Here is a 17,503-nt window from a genome sequence, read left to right as displayed (position 1 = left end):
CCAGAACAGCGCCTAAATCCTGAGCGACAGACATAAAAAAATCCGGAATCTATAATCAGATTCCGGATTTTCCTGCTGCCCAAGGATTAGTCAAAAATCCTTAAGTGAACAGCATTGCCGCCTAGCGCGGGGGTTTTGTTTGGGGGGACTGCAAGTGCTGAGAGGTGATGCGCTCAAGGCACAAACACCTGCGCCACCTCGCAGAGCTGCCCGCGAGCCTCGCGGGTTTCTTTATCGCGGGATTTTTCGGTGCGGCGAGTCCAGTCTTTGCACTGAGTACGGAAGTACTGCTGCGCGGCACGGCGGCATTCCCGATGCTCGATGCTGTCGCTCGGGAAGTTGAAGCACACTGAACCTTGGTCAATCACATTGTCTTCGATCCGCCACTTGGCAACGTATCGATTCGGGCCGTCCCATTCGCGAATGGTAACGGTGGCAATCTGGCCGGGGTGTGCTGACGCTGTACTGGTTCGCCCGCTGCCGGCCTTGAATTGCGCCAAGTACTGCGCCGATACCATACCTTGAGGTGCGCTGGCGGCAGGCATCGGCTCTGGAGCAGCCTGAGCTTGTAAGCGGGCTGGCTTGGTGGGCGCGTTGATGATGACGACTTGGTTTACCACCTGTGAGGCGACAGCAGCTTGGACCAGGGTGACAGGCGCGGGCTCACTGGCCTCAGTCGCAAGTGGCACTGGCACAAGCGGTTGGCGATCTTCTCGGCTAGAAAAGCCCCAATAGGCCGCAACGGCAATGACCAGCAACACTATCCAAAGGCCGAATCGGCTATCACGCTGGGGCCGGGCAATAGCGCGTGGGCGGGCGCTACCTAGCACTACGTCGATTTGAGTAGGGTCTAGGCGCTGAAAATGCACGCCGTTATCGTTGACTGGGGTCATGGGGCTGTTCCTGGGCGTACCAGCACCCTATCGCGATGCACACGCAGAATGATGGCGTAATGCTCTCAATTGCGCGGCAGATTAAACGCGACTTCAGAAAATGAACAGGGGGGAAGATAAACCTTTTGTCGGAAGGGATCCGACGGACCAGAAGCAAAGGCCAACATTCCTGCCGGCCCTGCCTTTATAGGGCGTTAGTGCTTAGCGGTGATGCCGATGATTGCGATGGCCCACATGGCGACCACGGTCATGATCCCAACGGCGGTCTGCGTGACCACGGTATTTACCGCCGCGGCTGCGCTCGTCGTCCGCACCCATATAGTTGCCTAATGCGCCGCCAGCAGCGCCACCCGCAGCAGCACCGAGCAAGCCGCCGGTGCTGCCACCGACACCACGGCCAATCACGTTGCCACCCGCCGCGCCTAGCCCACCGCCGATAGCTGCTTGGCCACGGCTGCGTCGATCTGCGCCTACCGCGCTACCTGCCGCGCCGCCAACACCTGCGCCAATGGTCGACCCAGCGTTGCCACCTAGCTGCTGGCCAACCACCGCGCCAAGAACCCCACCCAAAGCCCCGCCCATGCCCGCTTCAGTGGTGCCAGCCGCGAAGGCGGCGCCACTGAGCAGGCTAAAGGACAGTGCGATTACCGAGGCAAGCTTCATGAAGTAAATCTCAGGCTGATGATGGGCGCGAGCCTGACGCCTAGGCCACGCACTTTCAACCCTTTCGCGATCAAGCACACGATTGAGTCACAAAACCCATAAAGCCCTGTTTCAGTCAGGAACCGGATTTCGAAAAGCGGGTCCTACTTGCTTGGACCCGCTCCTCTCAATACGCCGTGATCAAATGATCCGGGCGCTTTCCTGCGCACGTTCGAAGCGAATCGCGACGAATTTGGAGGTTGGCGTATGGCTACCATCCCCCACGCTTTCCAGGGGTACCAGTGGGTTGGTTTCAGGGTAGTAGGCCGCTGCCTGGCCGGCTGGAATATCGAACGGCAGCAAGGTGAAACCACTCACCCGACGCTCGCGGCCATCATCCCATACCGAAATTACGTCTACCTTTTGCCCCGGTTGATAACCCAGGCGGATGATATCGGCTTCATTGGCGAACACCACTTCACGCTGGCCCCTCACACCGCGGTAGCGGTCATCCAGGCTGTAGATGGTGGTGTTGTACTGGTCGTGGGAGCGCAGAGTTTGCAGGATCAGGTCTGGCGTGCGCCCAGTGGCATGCACCTTGTCATGCAGCAAGTCCAATGGCAGCGCATTGGCCTTGAAGTTAGCGCGGCCACTGGCAGTGTTCCAGCGGCGCGCACCCGCGGTATTGCCCAGGTAGAAGCCACCTGGGTGCTCCAGCTTGGTATTGAAGTCCGTAAAGCCAGGGATGGTATCGGCAATCAGGTCACGGATGCGGCTGTAGTCAGCCACCAGCCACTGCCAATCCACAGGGCGCGGACCCAGGGTGGCGTTGGCGATACCGGCAATAATCGCTGGTTCTGAACGCATCATTGGCGAAAGCGGCTGCAACTGGCCAAAAGACGCATGCACCATGGAGAACGAATCCTCCACTGTCACCGCCTGCGGCCCCTCGGCCTGGCGGTCGATGTCAGTGCGCCCCAGGCAAGGCAGAATCAGTGCTTCCTTGCCATGTACCAAGTGGCTGCGATTGAGCTTGGTGCTGATGTGTACGGTCAGGTCGCACTGGCGCAGCCCCTCGGCGGTACGCGGGCTGTCCGGCGTGGCCTGGGCAAAGTTGCCACCCAAGCCAATGAACACTTTAGCCCGGCCTTCGGACATGGCGTGGATGGCTTCCACGGTGTTATGGCCTTGCTGGCGCGGCACTTGGAAGTCAAAGCGCTTTTCCATGGCGTCGAGCAGGAACACCGGTGGGCGCTCGTTGATGCCCATGGTGCGGTCGCCCTGCACGTTGCTATGGCCGCGTACCGGGCACAGGCCAGCACCTGGCCGGCCAACGTTACCGCGCAGCAGCATCAGATTAGACAACTCCTGAATGGTCGGCACCGAATGGCGATGCTGGGTGATCCCCATGGCCCAGCACATGATGACCTTGGTGCCTTTGGCGTACATACGCGCCGCGCGTTCGATTTCTACCAGAGGCAGGCCAGATTGGGCCACGATCTCTTCCCAAGTGGAGGCGTCCACGGCGGCAAGGTATTCCTGTACCGCAGCAGTATGGGCATTGAGGAACTCATGGTCGAACACTGCCGGGGTGCCGGCGGCTTGGGCATCACGCTCCCATTGCAGCAAGAACTTGGCCATCCCGCGAGCAATGGCCATGTCGCCGCCCAGGGCGGGGCGGAAGAACGCCGTATTGGTAGGGCGGTCGCCATTGGTGAGCATCTCCAGCGGGTGCTGTGGGTGCTGGAAGCGTTCCAGGCCACGCTCTTTCAGTGGGTTCACACACACTACTTGAGCACCGCGCTCCACTGCTTCACGCAGAGGTTCGAGCATACGAGGGTGGTTCGTACCCGGGTTTTGGCCCCATACGAAGATGGCATCGGCGTGTTCGAAGTCTTCGAAGGTCACAGTGCCTTTGCCCACGCCAATGGTTTGGCCCAAGGCTACACCACTGGCCTCGTGGCACATGTTGGAGCAGTCGGGGAAGTTATTGGTCCCGAAGGCACGCACGAACAGTTGGTACAGGTAAGCCGCTTCGTTGCTGGCACGGCCAGAGGTATAGAACTCAGCTTGGTCCGGGCTTTCCAGGCCGTTGAGGTGCCGAGCGATCAGGGCAAAGGCATCGTCCCAATCAATGGCCTTGTAACGGTCGCTTGCGCTGTCGTACACCATCGGGGCAGTCAGGCGGCCTTGGTATTCGAGCCAGTAATCACTTTGCTCAAGCAGCGAGGTTACGCTGTGCCGGGCGAAAAATGCCGGGTCTACACGGCGCTTGGTCGCTTCCCAGTTCACCGCCTTGGCGCCGTTTTCGCAGAACTTCACCATGCCATCGTCAGGGGACTCACCCCAGGCACAACCAGGGCAATCAAAGCCGCCGTTCTGGTTGGTCTTAAGCAGCGTGCGGATGTTCTTTAGCGCGTTGCCGCTGCCTAGCCAAAATTTGGTAACGCTTTGCAAGGCACCCCAGCCAGCAGCTGGGCCGGTGTAGGGCTTGTAGCGAGGTGGGGATGCAGGAGCTGTTTCGGCTTTCGCATGATTAGTCACGGTTACTTCTCCAACGCGGGGCTGTACACCCGCGGTGCGCTATGGTGCGGCAAGTGAATGAGGTTCAAATGGTGTTGGCGGGCCCATTGGCAGGCAAGGCCCGTGGGGGCAGAAAAGCTCACCAAGGTGGTAATGCCCGCGCGAAGCATTTTCTGGATCAGTTCCAGGCTGCAGCGGCTGGTAACCACCGCCAGCCCTCCCGCGGTGTCGATGCTCTGGCGAAGCAGGGCACCGATCAGTTTATCCAAGGCGTTATGCCGCCCAATGTCTTCTCGGGCCAGTAGCAATTCACCGTCTTTGTTCATAAAAGCCGCCGCATGCACCGCGCCTGAATGTCGCCCAAGGGGTTGCAAGTCGCTGATGCGATCTCGCAAGCCTTGGAGCCAGGCCGTGGGCGGCAGTGGCGCTGGGGTGAGCACGGGTAACTGGGGCAATGCCTGGTCCACGGCCTCCACGCCACACAGTCCGCACCCACTGGTGCCTGCCATTTGCCGGCGATGGTCCTTGAGGGCCCAGAACGCTCGGCTGGAAATTTCTACCTGCGCTTCGCGGCTGGCGCCTACACCGCGCACTTGAATGTCGTAGATGTCTTCAGGCCCGGGCACGATACCGCTGGCCAGGCTGAACCCTACAACGAAGTCTTCCAAGTCCCGTGGGCTGACCAGCATCACTGCCTGGCTGATACCGTTATAAGCCACCGCTAGCGCCACTTCCTCAGCCAATGCAGCAGCCCCCACCTCACCTTGATCGAGTGTAGCGTAGCTGTAGTTTTGGCTGGCAGAGGGCGCGGCGGGCATTCGGTGGTACCGGCAATTTGGTTTATGGAGCCTATGCCGGGTGTGACTGGCCGTCTAATCGCTTGTTCCGATGCACTGATAGATGGCCTCGATAGCTCCCTACTCAGTACTCTGGATAGGTACCTGTTCGCCGCCTCGTTAGTTCATGCGCCTGCCAGGGGCGGTTCCAGCTCACTCATGGTTTGGCAGTAGGCGAAACAGGCTTCGGCCAGGGGGGAGCGGGGCGCGGCGCGGCGCATGATCAAACCCAGGCTGGCCAAGGTCTGCGTGTCTTCGATCGGGTGTAAGCGCAAGTGTTCGGTCAGGCCCTCAGGGCCGCCATGCAAGGGCATAATGGCGCAGCATAGCCCTCCGTGGACCGCTTGCAGTAACTGGTGCACGGCATCGGTTTGCAGCAGAGGGCGCGGATGCAGGCCCTGGCTGTGGAATGCATGGTCAATGGATTGCCTGAAGTGCATGCCGGTCGAAAGCAGCCCTAGCGGAAGCTCGCTGACCCGCGCCCAGCTCAGCGGCGTGTCGCCGAACGCGTAGTGACGATGATCATGAAGCAGCCCCATACGGGTTTCATTAAGCACCAAGGACTCGAAGCGGGAAGGGTCCAGGCGGTCCAGGTAGGAAACGCCCAGATCCAGGCGGTTGCTGGCCAGTTGTTCGAGCAGTTCGTCGGAGCTGAGCGAGCTGAGTTCGAAGCGCAGCTCCGGGTGTTCCTGGTGCATGCCCCGTAACAGCGGGACCGGGTCGAAACTTGAAAGCGGTACCACCCCCAGGCGTAGCGTACCCACCAAGTGGCCCCGACAGGCAGCGGCTTCAGCCAACAAGCCCTCGTAGCCAGCCAGTACTGTACGCGCCCAGGCCAGAATACGTTCCCCCGGTGGGGTAAAGCCTTCAAAACGCTGACCACGGTTGACCAAGGGTAAGTCCAGCTCGCTTTCCAGGTTGCGTAGGCGCATGGATAGTGTGGGCTGGGTGATGTGGCAGCGGGCGGCTGCCTGGCCGAAGTGGCGGGTTTCGTCCAGGGCTATTAAGAACTTAAGCTGTTTGATGTCCATTCAAGCCCCTTGCTCGAGCGCCCGGGGCGCTAGGCCCTTGACCAGTTCACGGAAATCGCCCACCGCGTCGAATTCTTCGGTGTTCTTTAGCCCTTTGCGGCTGTCAGGCTTGCTTACCGCCAGCAAATGCCCAACGCCATAGGCGCGGGCACTGCGCAGGATGGGCAAGGTATCGTCGATGAACAGTGCCCGGGCAGGATCGAAGTTCAGGTCCGCCTGCAGTGCGTCCCAGAACGCCCGTGCTTCTTTGGGGTGGCCATAGTCGTGAGAGGTAATCAGTCGATCAAACCAGGGCGCCAGGGCAATACGTTCCAGCTTCAGCGACAACGAATCCCGGTGGGCATTGGTGATCAGCGCCAAGCGCTTACCGGCGGCTTTCACGGCGGCCAGGAAGGTATCGGCATGGGGGCGCAGGGCGATCAATTCAGCGATTTCGTGCTTGAGTTCGAGGATGGGCAGGTTCAACTCTCGGCTCCAGAAATCCAGGCAGTACCAATTGAGCTGGCCTGCATGGGTTTCGAACAGTGGTTCCAATTTCATCTTGGCCATGGCCAGGCTGATCCCGTGAAGGTCGGCATAGCGCTGGGGCAAATGGTGCAGCCAGAAGTGGTTGTCAAAATGCAGGTCGAGCAAGGTACCGTCCATGTCGAGCAGAACGGTATCGATGTCAGACCAGGCTAAAGCGGGCATTGGAGAGCTCCCGGGCGGCGGAAAACAGGCTCGGCGTTGGCGCAAGCCAAGGTATAGTAACCCGTTCAAGCCAAGGAGCCGCCTCTATGCGCCACAAACCTACCGTCCTGGCTCGTGAGATCGTTGCCAGCAGCCGTATCTTCCGGGTCGAACAAGTGCAGTTGCGTTTTTCCAATGGCGTGGAGCGCACCTACGAGCGCCTGGTAGGGCATGGCACAGGGCACGGGGCAGTGATGATCGTGGCGATGCTCGATGACCAGCATGCGGTGTTGGTGGAGGAGTACTGCGGAGGGACTGAAACCTATGAGCTGTCGCTGCCCAAAGGGTTGATCGAGCCGGGTGAGGATGTGCTGGCCGCGGCGAACCGGGAGCTTAAAGAAGAAGCTGGGTTCGGCGCCCGCCAGTTGGAACACCTGACCGAGCTAGCCTTGTCGCCAGGCTATATGAGCCAGAAGATCCAGGTGGTGCTAGCCACGGACCTGTTCGAAGAGCGGCTGGAGGGCGACGAGCCAGAGCCTATGCGAGTGGACCGGGTAAACCTGCGTGAACTGGCTAGCCTGGCCAGTCATCCTGATTTCACCGAAGGGCGTGCCTTGGCCGCGCTGTACCTAGCCCGGGACCTGCTGATTCAGCGTGGAGTATTGAGCTTGTGAGCAATCTGCCTACCACCTACCCGCACCCTCTGATGGAAGGTGCCCTAGCCGTCGCTCGCGACGCCGGTAAGGCGATCCTGCCCTTCTGGCGCACAGGGGTAGAGGTTACCGCCAAGGCTGATGACTCTCCGGTAACGGCCGCGGATATGGCGGCGCATCAGGTGATAGCGGCAGGCCTTGCGCGCCTGGCGCCGGACATCCCAGTATTGTCTGAAGAGGACTGCGACCGGCCCCTGGCCCAGCGGCAAAGCTGGCAACAGTGGTGGCTGGTTGACCCGCTGGATGGCACCAAGGAATTTATTTCCGGTAGCGAAGAGTTCACCGTAAACATCGCCCTGGTAGACCAGGGGCAGGTAGTATTCGGGGTGGTGACCATGCCTATCACCGGCCGGGCTTGGTGGGGTGGCGCGGGGCTGGGCGCGTGGCGCTGTAGAGCGGATCAGGCGCCAGAAGCCATCACGGCCAGGGCCCAGCCGCCGGAAGGCGAGCCGTTCACGGTGGTAGCCAGCCGACGCCATTCAAGCCCTGAACAGGAGCGTTTGCTGGCGGGCCTCAGCCAAGCGGTAGGCGAGCTGCACCTTACCAGCGTGGGCAGTTCGCTTAAATTCTGCCTGCTGGCCGAAGGCGCCGCCGATTGCTACCCGCGCCTGGCACCCACTTCCCAATGGGATACGGCCGCGGCTCAAGGTGTGTTGGAAGGAGCAGGGGGCGAGGTGCTAGACACCCAAGGTCAGCCTTTCAGCTACCCGCCCCGAGAAAGCCTGCTGAACGCTCATTTCCTGGCCCTACCCACAGGTGCGCCTTGGCGCGAGGCTTTGCTGGCCCTGTGCAAGACAGTTTGAGTCAATGCCCTGCCCCCATAGGGGCGAGCAAAGCTCGCGAATGTGGCAGCGCAGGCGCCGCGAGAACAGGGATTAAAACGCCTATTCGCCAGCTTCCGCTGGCTACGGAAGGCGGTAGTGCAAAAACCGCTGAAGCGGTTATTCCCCATCTTCGCCACTGGCTACGCTCAACCCATGCTTGCGTAGCTTGTCGTGCAGGGTTTTGCGAGGAATGCCCAGAGCCTCGGCCAGGCTGCGCAATGAGCTATGCCCCCGGGCCATTTCGGCGCTGATCAACTGCCGCTCGAAGGCTTCCACCTGATCGCTCAAGGGCCCGTCAAGGACAGGCTGCGCGCTTGTCAGTGTTGGCTCCCCCCCGCCCCCACCGGGGGTGTCCAGGGCAAGGTCCAACCCCAGGGCAAAGCGCTCTGCAACGTTTTGCAGCTCTCGCACGTTGCCGGGCCAGGCATAACGCAGGAGGGCAGCCCGTTGGCCCGGCTGCAAGGGCTGGGCAGGCAGGCCATGACGTTCGGCGGCCGAGCTACTGTAATGCTCGAACAAGGTGATAATGTCCTCGCCGCGTTCGCGCAGGGGCGGTATCCGCAGCGGCGCCACATTCAGGCGGTAATACAGGTCGGCGCGGAAACGGCCCTGATCCGCGGCCTGGCGCAGGTCTTCCTTGGTGGCGGCGATTACGCGGATGTCTAGGGGGATCTGCTGGTTGCCCCCTAGACGCTCCACCACTCGCTCTTGTAGCAGACGTAGCAGTTTTACCTGAACGTCCAGGCTCATGCTTTCGATTTCGTCCAGGAACAAGGTGCCGCCATTGGCGAATTCGAATTTGCCGATCCGGCGTTTTTGCGCCCCTGTGAAGGCCCCTGGCTCGTGCCCAAACAGCTCGCTTTCCACCACAGACTCTGCCAAGGCTCCGGCGTTGATCGCCACGAAGGGCCCACTGCGCCGCCCTGAAAGGTCATGCAGTGCCCGAGCCACCACCTCCTTGCCTGCACCGGTTTCACCCAAAATCAGCACGTCGGCCCGGGTCGCGGCCAGTGCGCCGATCTGTGCGCGCAGCCGGGCCATGGAGGGGCTATGCCCCACCAGGCGGGCCACCAGCGCTTCACGATCGCTCAAAGCCATGCGCAAGCTTCGGTTGTCCAGCACCAAGCGGCGGTGGCTTAATGCACGCCGTACGCCATCGAGCAAGGCTTCGCTGGGGAAGGGTTTTTCCAAGAAATCATAAGCGCCCGCGCGCATGGCCTCGACCGCAAGAGGCACGTCGCCGTGGCCGGTGATCAGCAGTACGGGCAGCTCAGGATCCGCTGCCTGCAACTGGCGAAGCAACGCCAGGCCGTCAACGCCAGGCATGCGGATATCCGACACCACAACTCCAGGCCAGTCTCGGCCGATCCGGGCCTGCAGGCCACCGGCGTGTTCCATTGCCAGTACCTTAAGGCCGGCCAGGTCCAGGGTTTGGCTGAGCGCCTGACGCAAATGCGGATCGTCGTCGATCAGTACCACGTCGATGCGCGTGTCTAGCGCGTCGGAGGTTGTCATGCCAGGTCCTCGTGGGGTTGCGGGCTAACGCCAGGGGTAGCGGGCCGTAGCCGCAGGGTCAGCAAAGCGCCGCCCTGGGGATGATTGGCCAGCAGCAGCTCACCGCCCAGGGCCCGCATCAGCGTCTCACAAATGGCCAGGCCCAGGCCAAGGCCTTGAGTGCGGGTTTTGGTTGTGAAAAAGGGCTCGCGAGCATGGGCCAGGGCTTCGCTGCTAAAGCCCGGGCCGTTGTCGCGAATGTACAGGTTCACGCCTTCAGGGGTTTTTTCCGCGCTCAGCCAAATCCGCCGAGGGTTGGCTTTTTCGGTCAGCGCGTCCAAGGCATTGGCCAACAGGTTTCCCAGTACTTGACGCAGCCGTGTTTCACCCGCCTGTACCCACAAAGGAGCGTCAGGCAGATCGCGGATCAGCTCCACGGCCATGGCCCGGCGCCGTTTGGCCAGTAGCGCAAGGGCGTCCTCGAGCGCCGGTTGCAGCGCCACGCTTTCAGGGGCATGGCGGTCACGCCGCGCAAAGGCGCGCAAGTGGGCGATTATCGAGGCCATGCGCGCGGTTAGTTCGCTGATCGCCTTGAGGTTGCCGCGGGCGTCATCCGTGCGTTGATGGTCCAACAACACCCCGGCGTTATCGGCATAGCTACGAATGGCTGCAAGGGGCTGGTTCAGTTCGTGGCTGATACTGGCGCTCATTGTTCCCAAGGCCGACAGTTTGCTGGCCTGGACCAGTTCGTCCTGGGCTTGTACCAACTTCTGTTGGGCCTGTTCGCGCTCCAGTACCTCTTGGCGCAACCGGCTGTTGAGCTTTTGCAAAGCGCTGGTCCGTTCGCTGACGCGCGCTTCGAGATCATGGCGGGCACGGGCTTCGAAGGCGATGCGGTCCAGGTAATTGCGCCGCCGCTGCATCATCAGGCCCAGCAGTAGCATCAGCGCTACCAGCACGGCACCTCCCACGGCCACCACCGTACGCACAGGCCGGTCAATCAGGCTGCGCGGGGCCAGCAGGTTGACCGTCCAACCGGTTTCGTCAATGAAGCGGCTTTGGGTAAGCCAGGTATGGGGGTCCAGCTCCAGCGTCCCCAGGTTACCCATGGGGTAGGGCTGGTTGGCGGCGATCGCGGCGCGCTCGACCTCAGTCAGTGGCCGCGTGGCCTGATAGCGCCATTCGGGCCTGGACGTCAGGATCACCACACCATACTGGTCGGTCACCGCCAGTTGCTCAGGCGTACGGCCCCAGAGGGTTTCGGTATGGTCCAGATCTACCTTCACAACAAGCGCGCCTATGGTTTCCTCATTGTCTCGTACGCCAGCAGCGAAGAAATAGCCGCGTTTGGCCGAGGTTGTGCCTAAACCGAAGAACCGCCCAAGGCGCCCGGCGATGGCATCGTTGAAGTAGGGCCTAAAGGCGAAGTTGCGGCCAACGAAGCTGTCTTTCTGGCCCCAATTGGAAGCGGCCAGGGTATTGCCTGCAGGGTCCATGAGGTACATCACCTCAGCGCCCGTTTGATCGCAAATGGTTTTCAGCAGGCCATTGGCGGTGGCCTGCAATTGCGCATCGGTGGGCGTCGCCAACAGCTGACGCAAGGCGGGCAGGTCGCTCAGGATCGGCGGCAAGGCTTCATAGCGGCGCAAGGTGCCAAGCAGGTTGGCCACGTAAAGGTCCAGGGTCTGGCGGTTCTGGCTGATCAGCTCGCTACGGTAGTAACGGTCGGCCAGCTGCTGCAAAGGCAGCAACAGCGGCGCAAGGCAGAGCGCCACCAGCGCAAGGTTGCGCCAGCGCGGGCGGCGGGGTAAGGCAGATTTCATCATGCTGGCATTTTACCCTACCTCGGCGGCCCAGGTTACGCCTCGCCCAGGCACTCCAACAACGCACTGTGCCAATCGGCCTGGCTTACGCCCCATTGCTGCGCCAGCAGGCTGCAATCGAGGCGAGAGTTCACCGGGCGCTGAGCCGGAGTAGGGTAGTCACTGGCAGGAATCGGCAGCAGGTTGGCGCAAGGCTTGCCAGCGGTGCGCAGTTGCTCGCCAATGGCCTGGGCGAAACCGAACCAGGATGTGCCCCCTTGGGCCGTGAGGTGATACACGCCCCAAGGCCCTGCTTGGCCGGCCTGCCAGCGCTCGATCAACTGCACCGTGCTTTGGGCGATGGTACCGGCCCAGGTAGGCGCGCCGTATTGATCGGCCACTACCTTGAGTTCGGGTTTTTCTTGCAACAGGCGTTGCATGGTCAGCAAGAAGTTACGCCCGTGGGCGGCATACACCCAGCTGGTTCGCAGGATCAAATGCTGCCCGCCCACCGCTTGGATGGCCTGCTCGCCAGCGAGCTTGCTCTGGCCATAGACGCCCAGGGGGCCGGTAGGGTCCGTCTCCACATAAGGCGAGGCTTTGTGGCCATCGAACACGTAATCGGTGGAGTAGTGGATCAAGGGCACGCCCAGAAGGGCTGCTTCCTCGGCTAATACACCGGGCGCGGTGCCGTTGATGGCAAAGGCCAGTTCAGGCTCGCTCTCGGCTTTGTCCACCGCGGTGTGAGCGGCAGGGTTGATGATCAAGCCTGGGCGCAGGGCCCGCACCTGCTCGCGGATGGCATCCGGCTGGGTCAGGTCCAGGGTACTGCTGCCTACTACATGCAGGTCCACCTGGCCGGCCAGTCGCCGTTGCAACTCAGTACTGACCTGCCCGTTGGCACCGATCAGCATTACGCTCAAGGGCGCGCTCATTCGAATAGGTCCGCTTCTGCCAGGGGTTTACCTTGCTGGTCCTTGGCCGACAGGCGCGGCTCCAGGCCACTCAGCTGCCAGTCGATGGCCAGGTTAGGGTCATTCCAGGCAATGCAGCGCTCGGCCGCTGGGTTGTAATAGTCGGTGGTCTTATAGAGGAAGTCCGCCGTCTCGCTCAACACCACGAAACCATGGGCGAAGCCTTCTGGAATCCATAGCTGGCGCTTGTTCTCTTCGGACAGCAACACGCTAACACTCTGCCCAAAGGTGGGGGATTGCCGACGGATGTCCACGGCGATATCCAGCACTTCGCCACGGGCTACCCGCACCAATTTCCCCTGAGGGTTCTGCAACTGATAGTGCAGCCCGCGCAGCACGCCGCGCTGGGAGCGGGAGTGGTTATCTTGCACGAACACCACTTGGCGGCCAGTGGCTTCCAGGAATTGACGCTCGTTGAAGCTTTCGAAGAAAAATCCACGGTCATCGCCGAACACTTTAGGTTCGAAGATCAGCACTTCGGGGATTGAGGTAGCGACGATGTTCATTAACTCTCTCTTGCCAGGGCAAACAGGTATTGGCCATAGCCGGGTGCGCCAGGAGCTTTGGCGCACATCGGCGATCCCTTTTACGCGATCAGGTCCTTGTGCTCGGCGGCGCCGAGGCGCTCGCGCTGGTAGCTGCCATCCTGTACGCGGCGGCACCAGTCGAGGTTGTCCAGGTACCATTGCACGGTTTTGCGCAGGCCGGTTTCGAAGGTTTCCTGAGGTACCCAGCCCAGTTCACGCTCGATCTTGCTGGCATCAATGGCATAGCGCAGGTCGTGGCCTGGGCGATCCTTTACAAAGGTGATCAGGTCGGCATAGTTGGCCACGCCGCTGGGCCGAGAGGGCGCCAGCTCTTCGAGCAGCGCGCAGATGCCACGCACCACGTCGATATTCTTCTGCTCGTTGTGCCCGCCAATGTTGTAGGTTTCGCCTACTTGGCCACGGGTGACCACTTCGAGCAAGGCTCGTGCGTGGTCTTCCACAAACAGCCAGTCGCGCACCTGCAGGCCATCCCCATACACTGGCAAGGGTTTGCCTTCCAGGGCATTGAGGATCACCAGCGGGATCAGTTTTTCAGGGAAGTGATAGGGGCCATAGTTGTTGGAGCAGTTGGTGACCACCACCGGCAGGCCGTAGGTACGGTTCCACGCACGCACCAAGTGATCGGACGCCGCCTTGCTGGCCGAATAGGGTGAGCTAGGTGCGTAAGGCGTGGTCTCGGTAAACAGGTCGTCTACACCATGAAGGTCGCCATACACCTCATCGGTGGAAATATGATGGAAGCGAAACGCTTCGCGTACCGTGCCGCTGAGGGCCGACCAATAGGCACGCGTGGCTTCTAACAGAGCATAGGTGCCAACGATGTTGGTTTGAATAAATGCCGAGGGGCCATCGATGGAGCGGTCCACATGGGACTCCGCCGCCAGATGCATGATTGCCTCAGGCTCGAAGCGGGCTAGCAGCTCTGCCATTTTCGGCTGGTCGATGATATCGGCCTGCACGAATTCATAGCGCGTGTTGGTAGCAATGCTGGCCAGTGATTCGAGGTTGCCCGCATAGGTGAGCTTGTCGACGTTGAGCACCTCATGCTCAGTGTTTTCAACCAGGTGTCGTACGAGGGCCGAGCCAATGAAGCCCGCCCCGCCAGTGATGAGAATTCGCATGGCTATGCGTCTTTTTCCTTAAGTCGCGGGATAGAAATGCGCATACTTTGTGGGGATACGCTGCCAGGCGCAAGGGTGAATGCACGTTTACTCGCGCCCGCGCCTTGCTTTATGGTTTTGGCGTGATACCGACACAAGGCTAGTACGCCGAGATAACCGCCTCAAATGAGATGATAGTGGCTTTAAAACGCTGCCATGCCCGGTATTATCAGAAAAACGCTGGGCAACGGCGTGGAATATCACGGAATGTATTATTCACCCAGGCGGGCGGCACGCTGCGTGGCCTGGGCTTCTTTTGGAATCGGCGGCTGGCGTGTACGGTCCGATCCACAATTCGATCGCTCGTTGGAGCCCCAATTCATGACTACACTTACAAGCACCCCACGGGCCGATGGCTTCTATATGCCTGCCGAATGGGCTCCGCAGAACCAGATCTGGATGATTTGGCCAGAGCGCTCCGATAACTGGCGGCTCGGTGGCAAGCCCGTCCAAGCGGCCCATGTTGCCCTGGCCCGGGCCATCGCTCGGTTCGAGCCGGTCACTGTGGCCGTATCCGCCAGCCAGTACGAAAACGCCCGCGCGCGCCTGGATGTCCCTAATATCCGCATCGTCGAAATGAGCAGTGACGACGCCTGGATGCGCGACACCGGTCCCACCTTCGTGATCAACGACAGCGGGGAAGTCCGCGGCGTGGATTGGGGCTTTAATGCCTGGGGTGGTTTCAACGGTGGTTTGTACAGCCCCTGGAACCGAGACGAACAGGTTGCAAGCAAAGTCCTGGAGCTTGAGCGCTGCGGCCGTTATCACACCGAAGGTTTCGTGCTGGAAGGCGGTTCCATTCATGTAGACGGCGAGGGCACGTTGATCACCACTGAAGAGTGCCTGCTCAACGCTAACCGTAACCCCCATATGAGCCGTGAAGAGATCGAGGCACTCCTGGGCGACTACCTCAACATCAGCAAGGTCGTTTGGCTGCCCCATGGGCTGTTCAATGATGAAACCGACGGCCATGTGGATAACTTCTGCTGTTACGCACGGCCAGGGGAAGTGTTACTGGCGTGGACAGACGACCCACACAACCCCAACTACAGCCGCTGCCAGGCAGCACTGCAGGTGCTGGAAAACACCCAGGATGCCAAAGGACGCACGTTCATCGTGCATAAAGTCCCGATCCCGGGCCCGCTATTCGCCACGGCCGAAGAGTGCGACGGCGTGGATATTGCTACTGGGAGTCAGCACCGGGACCCGTCAGTGCAACTGGCCGGCTCCTACGTGAACTTCCTGTTTGTCAACGGCGGCATCATCGCCCCAAGCTTCTCCGAAGCCACGGACGACGCGGCTTTGGAGGTGCTTCAGCGGGTATTCCCTGAGCATGAAGTGGTTATGATTCCAGGCCGCGAACTGTTGCTTGGCGGTGGCAATATCCATTGCTTGACCCAACAACAGCCTGCGCCTCATCAGGGATAAAGGTTTTTATATGCGCCTGGTGTTCCATGGCTAGGCGTTTATTACCGCGGTGCCGGGTGCGCTGGCACAGGATTTGTATCTTTGTTTAAGCAGGTGAAGGCGTTTTGCCGTCACGCCGCTGTCATCTGTTCGCTTTAACCTTTGTTGTCCGTTGATCCGGGGATGTTGCAATGAATGTAGTCAGAAGAGCGGAACCCCAAGAGAGTAACAATCTAGCAGGCCCCGCCCTGGGGCAACGCTTCAAGACCAAGGGTTGTGGGGTAGTCAACGGAGAGGATCCGCGCCGGGCGATCGCGGACCGCTACCCGGCAGGCTTAATCAGCGACGACGAACTTGAAGCACTGTTAGGCCGGCCTAAATCCTGAAAATACTTGGCCGATGGCCATCCACCTAGGCCAGGATGCCTGGGTGACCCTTCTGTTAGCCCCGCTTTATTCCATTCTGTAGTTTGACACCGCCTAATACCTCTCACTAGGATCCGCTGCGCTGGGGTTACACCCTAGGCTTGCGCCTGCCTCGCGGCTTGGCTAGCCAAACAACGGCGATGCTTAGACAGCCCTTGCGAGCGTGGCGCGTTTTATCATGAACAAGGAAAACAGCGATGTTGAACTACCGTATTGGCTTGCTGGCGCTGAGCTTGTGCTCCGCCACTGAGGCCATAGCCAGCGATCAGTCTGAAGCCAAGGGCTTTATCGAAGACAGTCACCTCAACGTATTGCTGCGCAACGCGTATATCAACCGTGACTACAAGCATGGCAGTGAGGACCGCGCCGAGTGGGGCCAGGGCGTAATCGGCAATTTCACCTCCGGTTTCACCCAGGGGACCGTGGGTGTAGGCGTGGACGCCTTCGGCCTGTACGCCCTGCGCCTGGACGGCGGCAGCGGCCGTAGCGGCGCTGGCGGCATCGACTTCTTCGAGCAGGACAGCCATAAGAATGCAGAGCACGACTTGGCCCGCGCTGGCGCTGCGGTCAAGTTCAGGGTATCCAACACGCAGCTTAAATACGGCCAGATGATGCCAGCGCTGCCGGTGCTTAACTACGACGACACTCGCCTGTTACCCGAAAGCTACACCGGCTACCTGCTGACCTCTCGGGAAATAGACGGGCTGGAAATCAACGCTGGCCACTTCACTGCTGAAAGCCGCAAAAGCGCAGATGGCCGCGACACCGGCGGGTTGAAGCAAATAGATGTGTTTGGCGGCAGCTACAAGTTCTCCAGCCAGCTGAGCGCATCGGCCTATGCTTCCGACGTGGAAGACCGCCTCAAAAGGCAGTACCTGGGCGTGACCTACGTGATGCCCATGGCGAACGAGCAGTCGCTGACCCTGGACTTCAATGGCTACCGCTCACATTTGGACCAAAGCTACGCAGACCAAATGAACACTGGGCAAGACAACACGATCTGGAGCCTGGGGGCCACCTACGCTTTCGGCCCGCACGCCCTGACCCTGGCGCACCAGCGCAGCACCGGTGATACCGGCTACAACTACGGCGGTTACGGCAAGAACGGTGGCGTGGGTGACGGCGGTTCGACCATCTTCTTGGCTAACTCCTATTGGTCGGACTTCAATGCCGAAGACGAACGCTCCTGGCAGCTGGCCTATGGCGTGGACTTCACTCCCTACGGCCTTCCAGGGCTGAGCTACAAAATTGCCTATGTGCGCGGCGATAACATTCGCACCGATAACGGCAAAGGCACGGAGCGGGAGTGGTTCAACCAACTGCAATACGTGGTTCAAGCCGGGCCTGCCAAGGACTTGAAAGTACGCCTGCGCAGCTCGATGCTGCGTACCTCCAACAATGTGCGCGCCTCCGGTTATAACGACGATGGCAACGAAATGCGAGTGTTCGTGGAGTATCCTATCAGCGTGTTCTAACCCACTAAAAACGCAAGGCGCCTGGTGGACGATATGCAACACTGTGCTGTAATAAGGCACTACCACTGGGCGCGGTATAAGCAGCTA

The 17,503-nt window shown here is 60.5% G+C and carries 15 protein-coding genes; 4 read left to right on the top strand and 11 right to left on the bottom strand.

Translation table 11 applies throughout. The annotated features are described in order from the left end of the window. Window positions 1–173: 173 nt before the first annotated feature. The 6 genes from ACWKV4_RS20135 to yrfG all read right to left on the bottom strand — a co-directional run bounded on the left by ACWKV4_RS20135 (window position 174) and on the right by yrfG (window position 6,615). Complete coding sequence (locus tag ACWKV4_RS20135; RefSeq protein ID WP_483833967.1) at window positions 174–893, bottom strand: hypothetical protein; 720 nt, start codon at window positions 891–893, stop codon at window positions 174–176. 201 nt (window positions 894–1,094) lie between these two features. Beyond that, window positions 1,095–1,556 carry a glycine zipper 2TM domain-containing protein gene (locus ACWKV4_RS20130; RefSeq protein WP_483833966.1) on the bottom strand — a complete coding sequence of 154 codons (462 nt, stop codon included), beginning with the start codon at window positions 1,554–1,556 and terminating at the stop codon, window positions 1,095–1,097. Between the two features lie 180 nt (window positions 1,557–1,736). Then, window positions 1,737–4,079 (bottom strand): FdhF/YdeP family oxidoreductase, encoded by a 2,343-nt coding sequence (locus ACWKV4_RS20125; RefSeq protein WP_483833965.1) that lies wholly within the window; start codon window positions 4,077–4,079, stop codon window positions 1,737–1,739. Between the two features lie 2 nt (window positions 4,080–4,081). Continuing rightward, entirely contained in the window at window positions 4,082–4,876 is a 795-nt protein-coding gene (gene fdhD, locus ACWKV4_RS20120) for a formate dehydrogenase accessory sulfurtransferase FdhD (RefSeq protein WP_483833964.1), read from the bottom strand. A gap of 143 nt (window positions 4,877–5,019) precedes the next feature. Beyond that, window positions 5,020–5,925 (bottom strand): LysR family transcriptional regulator, encoded by a 906-nt coding sequence (locus ACWKV4_RS20115; RefSeq protein ID WP_483833963.1) that lies wholly within the window; start codon window positions 5,923–5,925, stop codon window positions 5,020–5,022. Further along, on the bottom strand, window positions 5,926–6,615 hold the full coding sequence (gene yrfG / locus ACWKV4_RS20110) for a GMP/IMP nucleotidase (protein WP_483833962.1): 690 nt from the start codon (window positions 6,613–6,615) through the stop codon (window positions 5,926–5,928). An 86-nt stretch (window positions 6,616–6,701) separates the two neighbouring features. Between yrfG and nudE the strand changes: the two genes are divergently transcribed. Next, a complete protein-coding gene (gene nudE, locus ACWKV4_RS20105; RefSeq protein WP_483833961.1) occupies window positions 6,702–7,268 on the top strand; it encodes an ADP compounds hydrolase NudE in 567 nt (188 codons plus the stop codon). 32 nt (window positions 7,269–7,300) lie between these two features. Continuing rightward, window positions 7,301–8,110: a 3'(2'),5'-bisphosphate nucleotidase CysQ gene (gene cysQ / locus ACWKV4_RS20100; RefSeq protein WP_483833969.1), complete on the top strand. Its 810-nt coding sequence runs from the start codon at window positions 7,301–7,303 to the stop codon at window positions 8,108–8,110. A 138-nt stretch (window positions 8,111–8,248) separates the two neighbouring features. On the opposite strand, the gene ACWKV4_RS20095 is transcribed toward cysQ, so the two are convergent. The 5 genes from ACWKV4_RS20095 to rfbB form a co-directional block, all read right to left on the bottom strand. Further along, entirely contained in the window at window positions 8,249–9,646 is a 1,398-nt protein-coding gene (locus ACWKV4_RS20095) for a sigma-54-dependent transcriptional regulator (protein WP_483833960.1), read from the bottom strand. Beyond that, complete coding sequence (locus ACWKV4_RS20090) at window positions 9,643–11,448, bottom strand: ATP-binding protein (RefSeq protein WP_483833968.1); 1,806 nt, start codon at window positions 11,446–11,448, stop codon at window positions 9,643–9,645. The genes ACWKV4_RS20095 and ACWKV4_RS20090 overlap by 4 nt, the downstream gene beginning before the upstream one ends. A gap of 35 nt (window positions 11,449–11,483) precedes the next feature. Continuing rightward, window positions 11,484–12,362, bottom strand: coding sequence for a dTDP-4-dehydrorhamnose reductase (rfbD, locus tag ACWKV4_RS20085; protein WP_483833959.1), 879 nt, complete (start codon window positions 12,360–12,362; stop codon window positions 11,484–11,486). Continuing rightward, window positions 12,359–12,907 (bottom strand): dTDP-4-dehydrorhamnose 3,5-epimerase, encoded by a 549-nt coding sequence (gene rfbC / locus ACWKV4_RS20080; protein WP_483833958.1) that lies wholly within the window; start codon window positions 12,905–12,907, stop codon window positions 12,359–12,361. The genes rfbD and rfbC overlap by 4 nt, the downstream gene beginning before the upstream one ends. 80 nt (window positions 12,908–12,987) lie before the next feature. Further along, complete coding sequence (gene rfbB, locus ACWKV4_RS20075) at window positions 12,988–14,070, bottom strand: dTDP-glucose 4,6-dehydratase (protein WP_483833957.1); 1,083 nt, start codon at window positions 14,068–14,070, stop codon at window positions 12,988–12,990. 360 nt (window positions 14,071–14,430) lie between these two features. Between rfbB and aguA the strand changes: the two genes are divergently transcribed. Both aguA and ACWKV4_RS20065 read left to right on the top strand, forming a co-directional pair. Further along, window positions 14,431–15,537, top strand: a complete 1,107-nt coding sequence (gene aguA, locus ACWKV4_RS20070) for an agmatine deiminase (protein WP_483833956.1) — start codon at window positions 14,431–14,433, stop codon at window positions 15,535–15,537. A 601-nt stretch (window positions 15,538–16,138) separates the two neighbouring features. Further along, window positions 16,139–17,416 carry an OprD family porin gene (locus tag ACWKV4_RS20065; RefSeq protein ID WP_483833955.1) on the top strand — a complete coding sequence of 426 codons (1,278 nt, stop codon included), beginning with the start codon at window positions 16,139–16,141 and terminating at the stop codon, window positions 17,414–17,416. The last annotated feature ends 87 nt before the right edge of the window (window positions 17,417–17,503 follow it).

The organism is Pseudomonas artemisiae (assembly GCF_057128685.1).
This window is presented reverse-complemented; position numbering and strand designations above follow the sequence as displayed.